General features: G+C 68.1%; 13 protein-coding genes. 6 read left to right on the top strand and 7 right to left on the bottom strand.

The window, feature by feature from the left end:
- The first annotated feature begins 19 nt into the window (after positions 1-19).
- A complete protein-coding gene (locus tag AC5Y5E_RS18580) occupies positions 20-1,267 on the top strand; it encodes an MFS transporter (RefSeq protein ID WP_499904157.1) in 1,248 nt (415 codons plus the stop codon).
- Here AC5Y5E_RS18580 and AC5Y5E_RS18575 read toward each other — a convergent pair.
- Positions 1,260-1,952, bottom strand: a complete 693-nt coding sequence (locus AC5Y5E_RS18575; RefSeq protein WP_499904156.1) for a type 1 glutamine amidotransferase domain-containing protein — start codon at positions 1,950-1,952, stop codon at positions 1,260-1,262. The two genes, AC5Y5E_RS18580 and AC5Y5E_RS18575, sit on opposite strands and share 8 nt — an antisense overlap.
- A 272-nt stretch (positions 1,953-2,224) precedes the next feature.
- Here AC5Y5E_RS18575 and AC5Y5E_RS18570 point away from each other — a divergent pair, with 272 nt between their 5' ends.
- Positions 2,225-3,232: a YihY/virulence factor BrkB family protein gene (locus AC5Y5E_RS18570; RefSeq protein WP_499904155.1), complete on the top strand. Its 1,008-nt coding sequence runs from the start codon at positions 2,225-2,227 to the stop codon at positions 3,230-3,232.
- A 217-nt stretch (positions 3,233-3,449) separates the two neighbouring features.
- Complete coding sequence (locus tag AC5Y5E_RS18565; RefSeq protein ID WP_499904154.1) at positions 3,450-5,012, top strand: PE family protein; 1,563 nt, start codon at positions 3,450-3,452, stop codon at positions 5,010-5,012.
- Between the two features lie 9 nt (positions 5,013-5,021).
- Here the strand turns inward: AC5Y5E_RS18565 and AC5Y5E_RS18560 are convergent, their stop codons facing one another.
- The 4 genes from AC5Y5E_RS18560 to AC5Y5E_RS18545 are packed head-to-tail and all read right to left on the bottom strand — an operon-like array spanning position 5,022 to position 11,212.
- Complete coding sequence (locus AC5Y5E_RS18560) at positions 5,022-6,104, bottom strand: PDR/VanB family oxidoreductase (protein WP_499904153.1); 1,083 nt, start codon at positions 6,102-6,104, stop codon at positions 5,022-5,024.
- A 2-nt stretch (positions 6,105-6,106) separates the two neighbouring features.
- Complete coding sequence (locus AC5Y5E_RS18555) at positions 6,107-7,021, bottom strand: alpha/beta fold hydrolase (RefSeq protein ID WP_499904152.1); 915 nt, start codon at positions 7,019-7,021, stop codon at positions 6,107-6,109.
- Positions 7,022-7,032: 11 nt separating this feature from the next.
- Positions 7,033-7,941 (bottom strand): metal-dependent hydrolase, encoded by a 909-nt coding sequence (locus AC5Y5E_RS18550; RefSeq protein ID WP_499904151.1) that lies wholly within the window; start codon positions 7,939-7,941, stop codon positions 7,033-7,035.
- A gap of 19 nt (positions 7,942-7,960) precedes the next feature.
- Positions 7,961-11,212, bottom strand: coding sequence for a thioester reductase domain-containing protein (locus AC5Y5E_RS18545; protein WP_499904150.1), 3,252 nt, complete (start codon positions 11,210-11,212; stop codon positions 7,961-7,963).
- Between the two features lie 580 nt (positions 11,213-11,792).
- Between AC5Y5E_RS18545 and AC5Y5E_RS18540 the strand changes: the two genes are divergently transcribed.
- Positions 11,793-12,053 (top strand): hypothetical protein, encoded by a 261-nt coding sequence (locus tag AC5Y5E_RS18540; RefSeq protein WP_499904149.1) that lies wholly within the window; start codon positions 11,793-11,795, stop codon positions 12,051-12,053.
- 14 nt (positions 12,054-12,067) lie between these two features.
- On the opposite strand, the gene AC5Y5E_RS18535 is transcribed toward AC5Y5E_RS18540, so the two are convergent.
- Positions 12,068-13,135 carry a diacylglycerol/lipid kinase family protein gene (locus tag AC5Y5E_RS18535; RefSeq protein WP_499904148.1) on the bottom strand — a complete coding sequence of 356 codons (1,068 nt, stop codon included), beginning with the start codon at positions 13,133-13,135 and terminating at the stop codon, positions 12,068-12,070.
- Between the two features lie 176 nt (positions 13,136-13,311).
- Here AC5Y5E_RS18535 and AC5Y5E_RS18530 point away from each other — a divergent pair, with 176 nt between their 5' ends.
- A complete protein-coding gene (locus tag AC5Y5E_RS18530; protein ID WP_499904147.1) occupies positions 13,312-14,181 on the top strand; it encodes an oxidoreductase in 870 nt (289 codons plus the stop codon).
- A gap of 138 nt (positions 14,182-14,319) precedes the next feature.
- The gene (locus AC5Y5E_RS18525) at positions 14,320-15,237 is read left to right on the top strand and encodes a DMT family transporter (RefSeq protein ID WP_499904146.1); all 918 of its coding nucleotides are present in this window, start codon (positions 14,320-14,322) and stop codon (positions 15,235-15,237) included.
- 12 nt (positions 15,238-15,249) lie between these two features.
- On the opposite strand, the gene AC5Y5E_RS18520 is transcribed toward AC5Y5E_RS18525, so the two are convergent.
- Positions 15,250-16,377 (bottom strand): BTAD domain-containing putative transcriptional regulator, encoded by a 1,128-nt coding sequence (locus AC5Y5E_RS18520; RefSeq protein WP_499904145.1) that lies wholly within the window; start codon positions 16,375-16,377, stop codon positions 15,250-15,252.
- Positions 16,378-16,393 lie beyond the last annotated feature (16 nt).

The following is a 16,393-nucleotide window of genomic DNA, read 5'->3' as shown; positions in this document are numbered from 1 at the left end:
CCGGCCGGATGCTGTTTGCATGACTCGGAGAACCCTGTCGAAAGACTGGTTGCGGCCGGCCGTCGCGGTCGCGGCGATCGGTTGGGGCGCAAACCAATTCGCACCGCTGATCGTGCTGTATCAACAGCGCGGCGTCTCCGTTGCGGCGACGGAGGTGATGTTCGGGCTTTACGCGGTGGGTCTGGTCCCGGCGCTCATGGTGGGCGGTCGCTGGTCGGATCGCGCCGGGCGGCGCGTCGTGGTGCTGGCGGCGTTGGTGGTGTCCCTGGTCGCCTCGGCCGTCCTGATGGCCGGTTCGGCGTGGCACGGGCTCCTGTTTCCGGGGCGGCTGCTCGCCGGGATCAGCAGCGGCCTGGCGTTTGGCACCGGCGCCGCGTGGATCCGGGAGTTGTCGTCGGTGGAGGCGCACCACCAGGCGGCGGCGCGGCGCGCGACGATCGCGATGACGATCGGCTTCGGGGGCGGCCCGTTGGTCGCGGGGCTTGTCGCGCAGCATGTTTCGCGGCCGGAGCTGTGGCCGTACCTGCCACAGATCGCGCTCTCGATTCTCGCTCTTCTCGCGGTGAGCCGGGCTCGCGGCGACGGCCCGGGCACCTTAGCGCCGACGGCGAGCACCGAACGCCGTGGCGAGCGGGGCGAATCGCTGTGGAAACACTTGCTCGTGGTGTCGGCGCCGTTCGCGCCCTGGGTATTCGGGACCGCCGCGATCGCGCTGGCCTACCTGCCGGCGCTGGTCGCAAACCGAGCCGGTTCGCAACCGCTGACCTTCGCCGCGGTCGCGACGGCCATCCCGGCGCTGGCCGGGGTGATCGTTCAGCCGCTGGCCGTTCGTCTGCGACCCAACGCCCGAACCGGCCTGCTCGCGCCGGCCATGCTGATCGCCGTCGGCGCGCTGATCGTCGCCGTGTGGGCGGCGTTCGCGGCGACCGTGTGGGCGGTCCTGATCGCCGCGGCGGTGCTGGGCGCCGCGTACGGCGTCACCCAGTTCGCGGGCCTGGCCGACATCCAACGCGTCGCCGAGCCGGCGCGGCTCGGGGTCGCGACGTCCGCCTATCAGGCGTTGAGCTACTTGGGATTTGCGGTGCCGTACCTGCTCACCCTGGGCCACGCGCGGCTCGGCTGGTCCCCGGTGATGGGTTTGTGCGTGGTGTTGACGGCCGCGCTCGCATCGCTGCTGTGGCTTCGCGTCCGAGGGCGCCGGGGCCACGCCCCGAGCGGACCGGACGCCGACGTCGACGGCCGAGCGCTCGCGTCCGCGCCTATTTGAGGACCTTGAGCAACTCCTGCGCCAGCGGCCCCGCCGAGGCTGGGTTCTGCCCGGTGTACAGGTTCCGGTCGACGACCGTGAAAGGCTTCCACATCTCGCCGCGGACGAAGTCGACCCCCATCTTGACCAATTCGTCCTCGGCCGTCCACGGCGCCTTCTCGAGTAGGCCGACGCCGTCCTCCTCGTCGTTGGTGAAGGCGGTGACGCGGTAGCCCGCAAACGGTGATACGCCGTGGCGCCGGGTGGCCAGCATGGCGACCGGCGCGTGGCAAACGATGGCCAGGGGTTTGCCCGAAGCGAGCGCGGCGGTGAGCAACCGGCCCGAGTCGGCGTCCCGCCACAGGTCCTCCATGGGGCCGTGCCCGCCGGGGTAATAGACCGCGTCGTAGTCATCCAGGCGGGCGTCGGCCAGTTCGATTGGCCTGCGCAACTCTTCGGCGGACCGCAGAGTTTCCTCGAGCTGGCGGGCGATCTCTTCGCTGCCGGCCATCGAGGGACGCAGACTCATCACGTCCACGTAGGGCACCACGCCACCGGGAGTCGCCACCACGACCTCGTGGCCGGCCCCGCTGAACGCGCTGTACGGGGCGGCGAACTCCTCGGCCCAATAACCCGTCGGGTGCCTGGTCCCATCGTTGAGCGTCCAGAAACTTGTTGCGGTCATGACGAATAGGACATTGGCCATCAGCCGACCCCTCCGTTTGATTCGGCGAGCACACCGACGGGGAGGAGTTTATGTGATCCCGCGGCCAGCGGCAATCGTCAGCAAAGCCCCCTGTGCGGGGTCTCGCCAGCGCCTTCGACCACGAACCCCTTGTCTCGCAACCTAATCGACGCCGGGGACGGATGGTTTTCGTCGGCCTCACGACCCGGTGGGTTGATCCGCCGCGAATCTGGGTATGACCTGCTCAACCCATCGATTGGGAGACGGCTTCTACAGAGACGAAGTGAGCGCGGATGGTCGGCTGGCTCGACAGGCTGCAGCGGCGGAACCGCCCCGTCGGCGTGGTGATCGCGGTGATCTACAAGTACCTGGATGACCAGGCCGGCTACCTATCCGCCCTGATCACCTACTACGGGTTCGTGTCGCTGTTCCCGCTGCTACTGCTGATGACCACGGGACTCGGGGTGGTCTTGGCCGGACGGCCCGATCTGCAAGAGCAGGTGTTGCACAGCACGTTGAGCCAATTCCCGGTGATCGGAAGCCAATTGCATCAACCCGAGGGGCTGAGCGGCGGCACCGTCGCCGTGCTCGTCGGCGTTGTGGGCGCACTCTATGGCGGACTTGGCGTCGGTCAGGCGTTGCAAAACGCGATGGACTCGGTGTGGGCAGTGCCAAGGAACAAGCGCCCCAACCCGATTCGTTCACGCCTGCGAAGCATGCTCCTGCTGGTGGTCCTCGGCTCGGCCGCCCTGACGTCCACCGCCCTGTCCGCGATCGGCCAGGCAACCGGATCGCTGGGACTCCTCGGTGAGATAGGAGCCACCCTCGCCGCCGTCGCGATCAACGGGCTGATCTGCCTGGTGGCGTTTCGCGTGACCACCGCCCGCCAACTCACCTACCGCCAGGTATGGCCCGGAGCGCTTGCGGCGGCGGTCATTTGGCAGATCTTGCAGCGGTTCGGCGCCGGTTATGTCGCGCACACGGTGAAGTCGTCCAGCGCCACCAACAGCGTCTTCGCGCTGGTGCTCGGGCTGCTGGCCTTCCTCTATCTGGTGTCGTCGACGCTGGTGCTGTGCGCCGAGATCAACGTGGTTCTCGTCGAGCGCCTCTACCCGCGCGCACTGCTCACCCCCTTCGTCGACGACGCGGATCTCACCGAGGCCGACCGCAGGACCTACTCCAAAAAGGCAAAAGCGGAGCGCGTCAAGCCCTTTCAGCGCGTCAGCGTCAGGTTTCGCGACCTCGCCCGCAAGGGCACCCGCCCGCAAACGCCGACCATCGGCAGCCGGCCCGCCGGCTGATCGGCGCTACGCCGCAAGTTCGCCAGTCCGCTCCGCAATCGGGGCGGCGGCGCGCCGGTCAACGGCTCGCCCAACAACTCGAATTGATCGAGTTAAGGATTAAAAGTCCTGGTTGAAACCGCAAAACCAGACGCGCGATGATGATAGGCTTTGCGGTCGTGACGTCTGAAACGATCCATTCTCGAAGCTTGCAAATGATTTGCCACGGAGGACTGAGATGTCATACCTCATCGCGGCGCCGGACGCGATTGCCGCGACGGCGTCGGACCTAGCCCAAGTCGGTTCCGCGCTCAGCTCGGCCAACGCGGCAGCGGCGGCCACGACGACGCAAATGCTGGCCGCGGGCGCCGACGAGGTGTCGGCGGCGATCGCGGAGCTTTTCGGCGCGCACGGCCAGGCCTATCAGGCGATCAGCGCGCAAGCCGCGGCATTCCATAACCGGTTCGTGCAGGCGGTGAACGCGGGCGCGGGGGCATATGCCGCCGCCGAGGCCGCCAACGCCTCCCCGCTGCAAACCCTCGAGCAGGACCTCCTGGCCGCAATCAACGCGCCCACGCAGACGCTGCTGGGACGGCCGCTGATCGGCGACGGCGCCAACGCACCCGCCGGTAGCGGTTTGAACGGCGGCGATGCGGGGATCTTGATCGGCAACGGCGGCAACGGCGGGTCCGGCGCCGGCAACGGTGGATCGGGCGGCAACGGAGGCGCCGCCGGCCTGCTGTGGGGCCGGGGCGGCGACGGCGGGGCGGGCGCGAACCATCCCTTGGCCAACTTCTCCGGCGGCAACGGCGGCAACGGCGGCACCGGTGGGCTGTTCGGCGTGGGCGGCAACGGCGGCGCCGGTGGCGCCGACGTCGCGCCGAACGGCGGAGGCGGCCGCGGCGGTAACGGCGGCAACACCTACGGGATCTTCACCAACGCCGGCAATGGCGGCGCCGGTGGCAGCGGCATCCATGTCAACGGGGACGGCGGCACGGGCGGCAGCGCGTTCTCGTTGATCGGCAACGGCGGCAACGGCGGATCCAGCGGCACCCTGGGCGTTACCAACACCGAACCCACTGGCGTCGGCGGCAACGGCGGTAACGCCGGGCTGTTCGGCAACGCGGGCAGTGCTGGCATCGGTGTAGACCTCGGCGGCGTACCCGGCGCCACCTACTTTGTCGGCAATGGTGGGAATGGCGGGACCTCGCAGGGCGGTGGCAACCCCGGGTTCTTCTGGGGCAACGGCGGCAACGGCGGGCCCGGCATGGACTTTGCGGCCTTCGGCGGGGGACACATCGTCGCCGCTCCTGGTCCAGGCGCGGGTGCCGGCCTGATCGGCAGTGGTGGGGCCGGCGGCAGTTCGACGATCCTCGCCGGTGCCGACGGGGGCAACGGTGGGTTCCTTTGGGGCAACGGCGGTGCCGGAGGTAACGGCGGCGACCCGCTTGTGAACTTCGAACCCGGCGCTGACGGCGGTAACGGCGGCGCGGCGCTTGGGCTGTTCGGCAACGGCGGTGCCGGCGGGCACGGCGGGAGCGCAATCGCGGGTGGCAACCAAGCCGGTGGCCACGGCGGTAGCGGTGGCCGCAGCGGCCTGGTGTTCGGAGACGGCGGTCGCGGCGGCGACGCGGGCAGCCCCAGCGGCACGGGTGTCGGCATCGGCGGCACCGGCGGCAGCTCGGTGCTGATCGGCAATGGTGGTGACGGTGGCAACGGCAACCCCGCCGGGGCGGGTCACGGCGGGCCCGGCGGCCAACGGGGGCTGCTGTACGGCACGACGGGGACGACCGGGTCGTAGCCCGCGCCGTCAGGCGTCGATCACCACGCGGTCACTCTTCGCCCGGGACACGCAGACCAACATTTCGTCGTCACCTTCCACACCGCGTCCCCGGCGATCGACTTGTCCCCCAAGCACCTTGACCTTGCATGTCCCGCAGAACCCCTGCTGGCACGAATACGCAGTAGCCGGCTCGCTGTCCAGCATCGCCGCGAGCGCCGACCGGTTCGCCGGCACGGTGATGACCCGTTTGGACCGCGCCAGTTCGAGCTCGAACGGGACACCGTCGACGACGGGCGGCGGGCTGAACCGCTCGTAGTGCAGCGGCGCGTCGACGTGAGCGTCGCGCGCCACACGAACCGCTTCAAGCACGACGGTCGGCGCGCAGACATACACGGCGGTCTTCGGGCCCGCGCCGGCCAGCAGCTCATCGGTGGTCGGGAACCGGCCCTGCTCGTCGTCGGCCCAGACGGTGACCCGGTCGGCGTCCACCGCCAGCACCTCGTCCAGCAGCGGCATGTGGTGGCGTCCCCTGCCGGCATAGATTGCGCGCCAATTGATTCCGTGCTGCTGGGCCAGCCGGATCATCGGCAGGATGGGCGTTACCCCGATGCCGCCGATGACAAACAGAATGTCCCGTTCGTCGGTGACGAGATAGAACGCGTTGCGCGGGCCTTCGAACTCCAACGGGTCGCCCATGTCGAAGGTGTCGTGCATCTCGATGGAACCGCCGCCACCGTCGGCGATCCGGCGCACGGCGATGCGGTAGTCGGTGCGCCGCCCGGGCGGGCCGCACAGCGAATACTGCCGGCGGCGCCCCGAAGGCAGCCGAACATCGATGTGCGCCCCCGGCGTCCAGGACGGCAGCAGTCCGCCGTCGGGGTCGGCCAACGTCAACGCGACCACGTCGGGCGTGAGCGGCTCGCGCCTGACGACCGACGCGGTGATGGTCCGCTGCACCGGCGATATCCGCGAGGGCGTCCATCGCGACGCCGACGCGAAGCCGCCGAAGAGCGTGCCCACACTCCACAGCGCCGTGTAGCTCCGGTCGCGCCGGCGGCGCCCGTAGAGGTCGGCGGGTCTGCTGCCCCAAATGCTCTGCGACACGGTCATCCTCATGCCCCGCGGGTTTCTCGTCGGTTAGCAACCTGGTCGACCCACTCACCGGTGAGCCGGGCGATGACGCCGGGATGCGAGGCCACCACCCAATGGCCGCCCTCGATCGGGACGATCCTGCTGTCGGGCGGTATGGAACCGGTGAACCGCTGCAGGGCGGGCGTCACGAAGTGGTCCTGACGCGCCACGAGCACCTGCACCGGGACGGTCGTCCGCGGCAGCCGCGCGCCGGGCGCCAGGATCGGGCCGGGCATGTTGGCCCGGTAGAGGTTGAGCCCGTTGACGTAGTCGTCGATCGACCGGAGCGGTGCGGCGCGACGCGGGCCGTCCACGCTCGAGCGGCCGATGCGTTCAACCGTCTCAAAGACTTTCGCGGTGGCGCCGGACCGGATCGCTAATTCCGGCACGACCGGGCACAGGAAGAACCAGATGTACCCGGACGCCAGGAACTGCCTCAGTACGTCGGCCATCCCGCGCGGTGTGCGCGGTGAGCGCAGGAACCGGCCCGCGTAGTTCAGGTGCGGGCCCGAAATCGAGGTGTAGGAGGCGACCTTGGCCATCACCGACTCGTCGGTGACGGCCGCCCAGCCCTGGATCGAGCCCCAGTCGTGGCCCAGCAGGTGCACCTCGCCCACCCCGAGGCTGTCGATCACCGCGCCGACATCGGCGGCCAGCTGGGTGAGCCGATACCCGGATCGGTCTGCCGGCGTTGATGATTCGCCGGCCCCGCGCACGTCGTAGGCCACCACGTTATAGCGTTGGCTCAGCGTCTCCGCCACCCCGTCCCACACGTGGTGATTGTCGGGGTAGCCGTGCACGGCGAGGACGGTCGCGCGTCGCGCGTCGATGTCGGTGTAGGCGTGCACGGCCAGCGAGACGCCGTCGGAGGCGGTTACGTTGGTGGACTGAGTCATTCGTCGGGACCTCAGTGCGACGCCCGCGCGGCGGGTGACCTGGCCAGGTAGTCGACCGCGCGTCCCACGCCACCCAATTGGGAGGGATGAAAGCTCGGCCGGTAGTAGGCGCCGATGACGCCCAGGAACTCAAATGGGCCGGGTACCAACCCCCGTCGCGCCGCGCGGAAGTAGTCCCGCCAGCGCGGCTTGCTGCCCGGCGGCAGGTTCGGGTCGACCGAGTACATGAACCGGACGCCGCGGATGAACAGCCACAACAGCGCGGGTGTCACCAGCAGCTGGGTGCGCACCTGGCGCCCGTACCCCGCCCGCAGGTGCTTCATGGCGTCGAACGCGACCGCCTTGTGTTCGACCTCTTCCGCGCCGTGCCAGCGCAGCAAGTCCAGCATCACCGGGTCGGTGCCCAGCGCGTCGTGCTGCGGGGTGTCGAGAATCCATTCACCGAGGATCGCGGTGTAGTGCTCCAGCGCCGCCACCATCGAAACGCGCTCGAGCAACCAGCTTTCCCGCCGCCGCCGGCTCCACCGGGGCCGGTCACCGATGAGCCGCTGAAACAGCCACGCCATCTGGTCGGTGAACGGCGTCACGTCGACGCCCTTGGCCGCGAAGTGCCCGAGCACCCCCGAATGCGCCTGGGAATGCATGGCCTCCTGGCTGATGAACCCCTGCACGTCCAGCCGCAGCTGATCGTCCTTGATCAGCGAGAGGGTGTTCTTGAATGCGTCGACGATGAACTCCTCGCCCGCCGGCAGCAACAGGTGCAGCACGTTGCAGAAGTGGGTGGTGAAGGGCTCATTGGGCACGTAGTAGAACGGCAGCTTGCCCCAGTCGAATTCGACGTCACGCGCCTGCAGGACGATCCGCTCGTGATCGAGGGACGCGTCGTGCGGGCCCGTCGCCTGGTCGTCGACCGTGAACATGGTGGACCCCCCAACGTCCCTAGGCACTGCGTTGCGCCTCCCCCTCAGCCTCGGTGATCAAGCCTTCCTGACGCAAGAACCCCACGAGATTCTCGACCGTCTTGGCCAGGGCCGGCTCCCGCAAATGGACCTTGGCCAGCGCGCGGGCGTGCCGGTATTGGGTGTTGTCGTAACGCTTTTCCCGCATCGCCGCGATCTTGTCCGCCGAGCGGGTGAGGAAATCGACCAGCGGATAGAGCTGATCGCGCGGGGTGCACCGCCGGTTCAGCTGCTCGGTGAAGGACGGGATGTCGTGATAGTCGAAGCGGTAGCCGAAGCGTTCCGAGAGGATTCGCGTGATGTCGGTCAGGTTGTAGTAATCGTCGGCGGTCATGTTGAAAACAACGCCCGCCTCGGCCGGAAGGTCCATCATCGCGACGATGTGATCGGCGATCAGGTCCGCCGGCAGCATGCTGAGCTGGTTGAGCGCGTTCACGGCCACGCCGTGCTCGATCATGAACGCCGTCAAGCGCACCAGGATGTCGTCCTCGCTTCCGAAGCCCGCCCTGGTGGGCGAGATCAACGAGGGCCGGAAGATGCGCACATCGAGCCCTTGTCGCTGCGCTGCCAGGACCAACTGCTCGGCGACCCACTTGGTCTGCGAGTAGCCGAAGTCCAGGCCGCTCATCTTCGTGTTGGCATCCCACTCCCCGACCACGGGCTCGGTGCTCCAGCCGTAGATGAACGTGCTGGACACCAGGTGGAACGTCTTGCGGTGAGCGGTCATCGCCAGGCGCAAAAGCTCATGCGTGCCAATCACATTGGCGGCGCGCAGGGCGTCATACGTCCTGACGTAGTTGACCAGGGCGCCGTTGTGGAGGATGGCGTCGACGTTCCCGGCCAGCCGCTGGAACCCCGCCGCACCGACGCCGAGGTGGGGCTCGGCGAGGTCACCGCAGACCACGCGCACCCGCGACCGGACCTCGGCTTCGAGAGCCGGGGACCATAGCTGAGCCCGGTGGAGCGAGGCGACGATTCGGTCCAGGCCGTGGGCCGCATCCGTCGCGCGCACCAGCGCGTGGATCGTGCAGGACGTCTGGCCCAGCAGGCTGTTCACCAGGAACGGCCCCAGGAATCCGGTCGCGCCGGTCAGCAGGATGTCGCTGGCCGGGCCCGATTGCGCCAACGGTAGCGCGGGCAGGGGCAGCCGCGCATCGGCGCGCATCTGCTCGATCTCCTGCGCCTCGTACATGGCCGAGATCTGATCCAGCGCCCGCCGCAGCGCCAGCACGGGCTGCCCGGACCGATCGCCGAATTGCCGCATGAGCCGGAAGAACTCGGCGACGGTCAGGCGCTGAAGCAGGCGCGTGTTGACCTCCTCGGCCAACTCACCCGCCCCGTGCTCTTCCAGGAGCGCCTGCAGGTCCGAGCGAAGCTCCGCCAGGGCCAGCGAGTCGATCCCCAGATCCGCGAAGGAGCAATCTTCGTACCCGGTGAGGTCGTAGCTCTCGACGAGGTTGCGGAAGCGGGCGAGCGGGCCCGCGCTGGCGCCCGGCCCGTTGTGGGTGTGGTGGGCCGCCTGGTTAACCCAAGTCGCCAGCGCGGGCAGCTTGTCGTCCAGCCACAGCTGGCGGGTCTGCGACCGCCTGATCTTCCCCGAGGTGGTCTTGGGGATGCTGCGCGGCGGCGCGAACACGATGTTGTGCGGATCGATGTGGCCGTGACGGCGGATCGCGCGCGCCAGGGCCTTGCCGTCCGGGAGGTCGTTACCGTCGCGCACCTCGGCGACGACGACCAACGCCTCTTCCTCGTCGCGTTCGACGGCGAACGCAGCGACGCAGCCGTGCCGGACCTGCGGGGCCGACCGTTCCACGACGGCCTCGATGTCCGACGGGTAGCAGTTGACCCCGCGGACGATGATCAGGTCCTTGGTCCGACCACAGACGAAAAGCTCGCCCTCGTAAAGGAAGCCGAGATCGCCCGTCCGCAGATAGGTGTGCTCGTCGTCGCCGTGGATACGGGCTTCGAACATCTCCGCGGTGACGTCCGGGCGGTGCCAGTAACCGCCGCCCTTGGACGGACCGGCCAGCCAGACCTCGCCGACCTTGCCCTGGCCCAGCGCCCGCCGGGATTCGGGCTCGACGATGCGGACGACAGTCCCGGCGGCGGGCTTGCCGCTGCTCACCAGCGGGGTCTGGTTATTGTTCCGGGGCACCGCTTTCTCGACCCGCACGACGTTCTGCTGCAGGGCGCGCTTGTTCACGGCCAGCGTCTGGCGACCCCGCACGGACACGATCAGGGTGTTCTCGGCCAGCCCGTAGTTGCCGGTAAGGGCGTCGGGACGCAGCCCATAGGGGGCGAAGCGCTCCCGGAAGCGGGTAAACGTCTTGGCGCGCAACGGCTCTGCCCCGATGAGCATCGACTCGAGGTTGCTCAAATCGATGCCCTCGAGCTGGGACGCCGGAAGCTTGTCCTCACGCAGGCAGTACTCGAGTGCGAAGTTCGGCGCGGGCGTGCGGGTGGCGCGCACCTCGCTGATGAGCCGCAGCCAGGACGAGGGCCGCTTGAGGAAGTCCTCCGGTGACATCGCGTGCGTGCTGCCGCCGATCACCACGATGAACAGGTAGGCGGAGATCAAACCCATGTCGTGGTGCTGCGGCAGCCAGCTGACCACGACCTCGCTGTCGGGGAAGGCCGACGCGTTGGCGATGACGTTGGCGTGGGTCACCACCACGCCCTTGGGATCGCTGGTCGAACCGGACGTGTACTGCAGGAAGAGCACCCGGCCGGGCGCGTCGGCGACGGGGCCGCCGCCGAAGTTGCGCGTCCCATCGGTCGCGACCCAGGGCAGCTCCGGAAGACGCTCCGCGTCCGGCCACGGCATCGCGCCCTGCCGGTGGCCGAGTAGCTGACGGAAGTCGGACTCGAGTTGCTTGGTCGACAGCACCGCTTTCGCTTGGCAGTCGCGCGCGATGAAGCTGAGCTTGGCCAGCCCTGACTCGAAAGCCATTGGCAGCGGGGGACTGACCGGGACGGCGATGACTCCCAAGCGTGCGCAGGCGTAGAACGCGGCCACCATCTCCAGACCTGGCGCGTAGACCAGCAGCGCCCGATCTCCCGGCTTCAGCCCGGCTTCCGTGGACAGGTAGGCGGCCAGCTCTTGCGTCCTCTCCGCGAAGCTCCGGTACGTGTAGCGCCCGAGCTCGCGGCCATCGGAGTCGACGAACCGGAAGAGGGTGTCATGCGGCTTCCGCGCCTCCCACATCCGCAGGTAATCGATCAGCGTCTCCATCAAGGAGTCACTCCCCTTCCAGGTTGGTGGCCCGATTTAGGCGAAATCAAAAGAAGAACTGGTTACGTCGTAATTCATTCACGGTAGCGCCGTTAATCGACGCCACGCAAAGCGATTTCAAGGCCGCACATTAACCTCACAGCTCCGCATGATCCATCCCACAGGGAGCCCCACGCGACGCCGTTTTCTACACGCGAGAATTTATTTATGCAAATACTCGTCTCAGTAGGTAAGGACAACACGCGTCCGACGTATACCCTGCTAACACGAAGATACGTGGATACTGACCTACGGACTTCCGGGGTTCCGTAGTCGATGACTGGCCGGGATCGCCGCCGGCATTTTTCGATAAACAGGGCCGACGGGATTTTGCAAATATCGGCGCCCTTGCGGGCTTATTTTCCACTGGGCCAAAGGCGGGCATTGGGCGGCGGTTATTCGAAGCGCGAACCCGATGGGTCCGCACGACACCGCACGGGCGGTGCGCCCGGCGGCGACGCGGGCAAGCCTCATAACCTACGGATATACTGAAACTGACTTACTGATCCATCTGTACTGGCTACGACGAGAGACACCTCTGATGAGCACTCCGGACCGCATGGCAGCGGCGCCGACCGATCGCTTCGCGGTCGGGCGAACGCGCAATCCCCGAACCCGACGAACCGTCGACCTCACGCCCGCCCAGCACCGGGCCCTCGACATCTGGCAGCGCGAAGCCGCCGACCGCCTTGGTGTCGCTCGCGTCACCGGGCAAGAGGTTCTCGCCACGCTCGTCGACCAACTGCTCAACGACCCCAAGCTCACGGCCCAGATCACGCGCACCATCCGGGCGCGGCGGTAGCGTCGCGCGCGCTGTCAGGAATCCGAACCCCGCGGATCGTTGCCGCGCGACATCGCATGGCGGAGTGGCCGCGCGTCGAGCGGTAGTTGGCGACCGACCTGTGCGATGCGGATTCGCGGCCCGGCGCGGGCGACGAGGCGGACGATGCCGTCGAAACGCTCGCCGTCGATGATCGGCGACAGCGGCTCGTCTTCGGCCTCGATGATCATCTCGTCGCCATTGACGTCGCGGACCAGATCACCGGGAAGCGTTCCGTTGCGGAGCGCCGCGGGCAGGTGCGCAATGATCCTCGAGGGCCTCAGGTGCCCGGCTTGAAAGTGCAGCGCGCCGGGTTCCGACGCTTTCGGGAAGAGCCGGAAACCGGCGCCGATGTGCAGGTCGATCGCGCCCGCGTGCAGCAATGTGTGTGTGCGCGTTGGGACCTCGACGCCGTCGATCACCACGCGCGCGTGCGTCGGCGCGAACAGTCGGGTCGCGTAGTTTGACCTGTTCGCGTGCCCGGGGACCACCTTGTTGCTCAAATAGTCGCCGAACGAGTGGGCCATCACTCGAACGACGTCCGCCCGGCCGTGCGTGTGGTTGTCGTAGTACTTGTCGTAGAACCGGTTTCCGACGCCCCCGGCGGCCAGCCCGAAGCAGAGCCGATAGAACTTCGCGCCGTTCGCCGTTTCGCCGTCGAGCGCCAGGGTGTCCAGAAACGTTTCGGGCGGAGGCTGATTCGTCTCGGCCGCCGTGACCAGCGCGCGCAGCACCGCTTCGGGCCTCCCCCGCACCCGCGCCTTGCGCGCGACGGCGTTGACACTGCCGCCATTGCTGGGCACGAACGCCGGCCAGCGCTCCGGATCGTCGGCGCAGTGCCGGGTTTCGTTGATCAACCAGTTCAGCGATCCGTCGCCGCCGTCGCTGATCAGGTGGCTGACCCGCGGGTACAGCCGTTCGACGGCGTCGCGCAGCTCCGCGACCGAGGTGGTTTCGTGCACCTCGCCCCACGGGCCGACGATGCCGCGCATGTCGGCCGCGACGTCGTGCCGCGCGGCCCGATTCTTGCGCGCGAGCGGATTGACGATAACCCCTAGATACATGCGGGGCCCCCCGACCCACGCCCTACCCGGCGCGCACTTGGGATTTCGCTGTCCATGTCCGCACGATACCCGCGAAGCCAAAGTGCGCCAGCCGACGCGATAACAGTCGCCGACGCACGACCGCCAAAACCGTTGCCCGGAACGGCCCTTGCCGTTTCACCGCTAGGGTGGCTGCCATGTCAGGTTGGACAGCAGCGGATTTGCCGTCGTTCGCGGGACGTACCGCCATCGTCACGGGTGCCAGCGGCGGGCTGGGCGAGGTGACCGCGCGCGAGTTGGCGCGGGTCGGCGCCCACGTCATCCTGGCGGTGCGCAACGCCGAAAAAGGTGGCGCCGCGGCCGGGCGAATGGCCGGCGACGTCGAGGTGCGCTGCCTCGACCTGCAGGACCTTTCTTCGGTGCGACGCTTCGCCGACCGCATCGAAAAGGTCGACGTCCTCGTCAATAACGCCGGCATCATGGCGACCAAGCGCGCCGTCACCGTCGACGGGTTCGAGGGCCAGATCGGCACCAATCACCTCGGCCATTTCGCGCTGACCAACCTACTGCTGCCCAGGCTGACCGATCGCGTGGTGACGGTGTCCTCCCTGCTGCACCACATCGGCTACATCAGCCGCAAAGACCTGAACTGGCGGTCCCGGCCGTATTCGGCGTGGTTGGCCTACGGCCAGTCGAAGCTGGCCAACCTGCTGTTCACCAGCGAGCTGCAGCGACGCCTGGATGCGGTCGGTTCTCCGCTGCGCGCGCTGGCCGCTCACCCCGGCTGGTCGCATACGAACCTGCAGGGCAACTCGGGTCGCAAATTCGGCGACGCGGCGGTGCTGGCTGTCGACCGCGTCGTGTCCACCGACGCCGACTTCGGTGCCCGGCAAACGTTGTACGCGGCGTCGCAGGACCTCGCGGGCGACACGTTCGTCGGCCCACGGTTCGGCCTGTATGGCCGCAGCCAGCCGACCTGGCGAAACTGGCCGGCCAGGCGCGCATCCACAGCCGCCGCGCTGTGGGAGCTGTCGGAACAGCTCACCGCCACGAAATTTCCGCTGTGAAACCAAGCGCGCGGCCGTCGACGCTCCGCTCCCCCGGGTCGAGGTTAGATTGGTGAGTAGTCAGTCAGCCGCTTTCGGTGCGAATCCGCGGAGGCGAGCCAGCTAACAGCGAGTGGGTTTGGGTGAGGAGGTCGTGCCATGTCGGATAGGGACCTGGCGGTGCTGCTCGCCCTGTGCGCCGCACTGGCATCCGCGGTTGGCAACGTGATCCGGCAGCGCTCCGCGCAGGAGGTCACCGACAAGCCGGTCGGCCATCTGACACTGTTCGGCATGTTGCTGCGCGACAAGCGTTGGTGGCTGGGCGGTTTGGGGGACATCTCGAGTTACCTCCTGCTGGCCTGGGCGCTCGACGAGGGATCGGTGCTGCTGGTGATGTCGCTTCAGGTGACGGCGCTGCTGTTCGCGCTGCCGATCTACGCGCGGGTGACCCGTCATCGGGTAACCCGTGTCGAATGGCTGTGGGCGATCTTGCTGGCCGCGGCGCTGGCGGTCATGATCGCGGTCGGCGCGCCGGCGGGCGGCCATGAGCGCGGCGCGCTGGGAGCCTGGCTGGTGGTGGCCATCGTGATGGGCCCACCGCTGTTGCTGTTCCTGCTGGGCGCGCGGATCTGGTCGAACCGTCCCGCCGCGGCATTGCTTTTGGCGGCGGTGGCCGGTTCGTTGTTAGCGGTGTTCTCGGTGCTGATGAAGGGCGTTGTCGACGTCATCGAACACCACGCGGGCCAGCTATGGCACACGCCCGAGTTCTATGCGTGGCTGTTCACCGGAGTCGCCGGAATGATCATCCATCAGTCGGCCTATCGCGCCGGAGCGCTGACCGCGTCACTGCCGACGATCATCGTCGCCAAACCCGTCGTGGCAGGGGTGCTCGGAATCACCGTGCTGGCCGAGACGTTGAACGCCGACGGCACAGGTTGGTTTCTGCTGGCGGCGGCCGCGGTGGTGGTGATCGTTGCGACCATCGGTCTGGCCCGCGGTGAGGCCGCGACCATGTCCGCCGGTGCCGGGCGCGACGTGAAGGTCACCGACCGGCCGAAGGCGGCCTCCCAAGTTTGAAGCTGTTACGGTTCAACACATTTCGAAGGTGAATTCGTGGCCGCAGATCTTGATGCGGTCACCGTCGGCCAGCGTCGCGCTGGTGCGGATCCGTCGATCCGCGACGTCGACCCCGTTGGCCGACTGCAGATCGGTGACGACGAAGCTGTTCCCGGTGTCGACGATCACGGCGTGGTAGCGGCTTACGGTGTCGTCGTCGATCACGATGTCGTTGTCGGCGAGACGGCCGATCCTGGTGGTCGCCCCCCGCAGCGGATAACGACCGCCGGCGGCGTCGCGCAGGTAGGCGACGACGGACTCGCGTGAGACCTCGGTAGGCCTGCGGAGAGTCTCGACAACGCGTTTCGCCGTTGCGCGCGCGACCTGTCGGACGTCGAGCGGCTCCTGGCGAAGGATCCGCTGATGCAGGCTGCGCAACGTGGGCCCGGGGTCGATGCCCAACTCGTCGGCGAGCGTCGTCTTCAGCCGGCCGTACGCATCGAGCGCGTCGTATTGCCGTTCGCTCAAGTAGTAGGCCGTTATCAACTGTGCCCACAACGGTTCTCGGTAAGGGTGTTCGGATACCAGTGCTTCGAGCTCAGCGATCACGGAATGAATCCGCCCGCAAGCGATCTCGGCTTCCGCACGCGCAGTCAGCGCCACCAGCTTGTCCTCCGCAAGCCCGGCGGCGAAGGCCTCCACGAATTCGAAGTCGCGCAAGTCCTCCAGCACCGGGCCGCGCCACTCGGCCAACGCGGCCGACAGGTGGCGGCTGGCCTGTTCGAAGCGGCCGGCCGCGGCCGCCTCGATTCCGGCCTTTTGCTCGAGAGCGAAGCGCCCGACGTCGCACGCCTCGTCGGGCACGTTGAGCCGGTACCCCGGCTGGGCGCTGACCAGAACGGCCGCCGCATCCACGCCGGCGCTGCCGACCAGTCGGCGAAGCCGAGATACGTGCGCATGCAGGCTCGCCCGCGCTTCGGGCGGCGGGTTCTGCTGCCACGCCGCGTCGATCAGCGAGTCGATCGCAACGGTGCGATTTCGATTGATCAGCAGCGTGGCCAACACCGCCCGCTGTTTGGCCGGGCCCAGCGCGATGTCGGTGCCGTCGGCGCTCATCTGCAAGGGTCCCAACACCCCGAACCCGAGAGCGTCGTGGGCCATCACACCTCCCTTCGCC

The organism is Mycobacterium sp. NGS54 (assembly GCF_059812465.1).
Note: the sequence above shows the minus strand (reverse complement) of the source record. Positions and strands in the feature narration are given on the sequence as shown.

What these genes read in the sequence shown, in the direction of transcription:
- AC5Y5E_RS18580 (WP_499904157.1), top strand. Translation starts at nt 20, where the DNA reads ATGACTCGGAGAACCCTGTCGAAAGACTGGTTGCGGCCGGCCGTCGCG.
- AC5Y5E_RS18575 (WP_499904156.1), bottom strand. Translation starts at nt 1,952, where the DNA reads ATGGCCAATGTCCTATTCGTCATGACCGCAACAAGTTTCTGGACGCTC.
- AC5Y5E_RS18570 (WP_499904155.1), top strand. Translation starts at nt 2,225, where the DNA reads ATGGTCGGCTGGCTCGACAGGCTGCAGCGGCGGAACCGCCCCGTCGGC.
- AC5Y5E_RS18565 (WP_499904154.1), top strand. Translation starts at nt 3,450, where the DNA reads ATGTCATACCTCATCGCGGCGCCGGACGCGATTGCCGCGACGGCGTCG.
- AC5Y5E_RS18560 (WP_499904153.1), bottom strand. Translation starts at nt 6,104, where the DNA reads ATGACCGTGTCGCAGAGCATTTGGGGCAGCAGACCCGCCGACCTCTAC.
- AC5Y5E_RS18555 (WP_499904152.1), bottom strand. Translation starts at nt 7,021, where the DNA reads ATGACTCAGTCCACCAACGTAACCGCCTCCGACGGCGTCTCGCTGGCC.
- AC5Y5E_RS18550 (WP_499904151.1), bottom strand. Translation starts at nt 7,941, where the DNA reads ATGTTCACGGTCGACGACCAGGCGACGGGCCCGCACGACGCGTCCCTC.
- AC5Y5E_RS18545 (WP_499904150.1), bottom strand. Translation starts at nt 11,212, where the DNA reads ATGGAGACGCTGATCGATTACCTGCGGATGTGGGAGGCGCGGAAGCCG.
- AC5Y5E_RS18540 (WP_499904149.1), top strand. Translation starts at nt 11,793, where the DNA reads ATGAGCACTCCGGACCGCATGGCAGCGGCGCCGACCGATCGCTTCGCG.
- AC5Y5E_RS18535 (WP_499904148.1), bottom strand. Translation starts at nt 13,135, where the DNA reads ATGTATCTAGGGGTTATCGTCAATCCGCTCGCGCGCAAGAATCGGGCC.
- AC5Y5E_RS18530 (WP_499904147.1), top strand. Translation starts at nt 13,312, where the DNA reads ATGTCAGGTTGGACAGCAGCGGATTTGCCGTCGTTCGCGGGACGTACC.
- AC5Y5E_RS18525 (WP_499904146.1), top strand. Translation starts at nt 14,320, where the DNA reads ATGTCGGATAGGGACCTGGCGGTGCTGCTCGCCCTGTGCGCCGCACTG.
- AC5Y5E_RS18520 (WP_499904145.1), bottom strand. Translation starts at nt 16,377, where the DNA reads ATGGCCCACGACGCTCTCGGGTTCGGGGTGTTGGGACCCTTGCAGATG.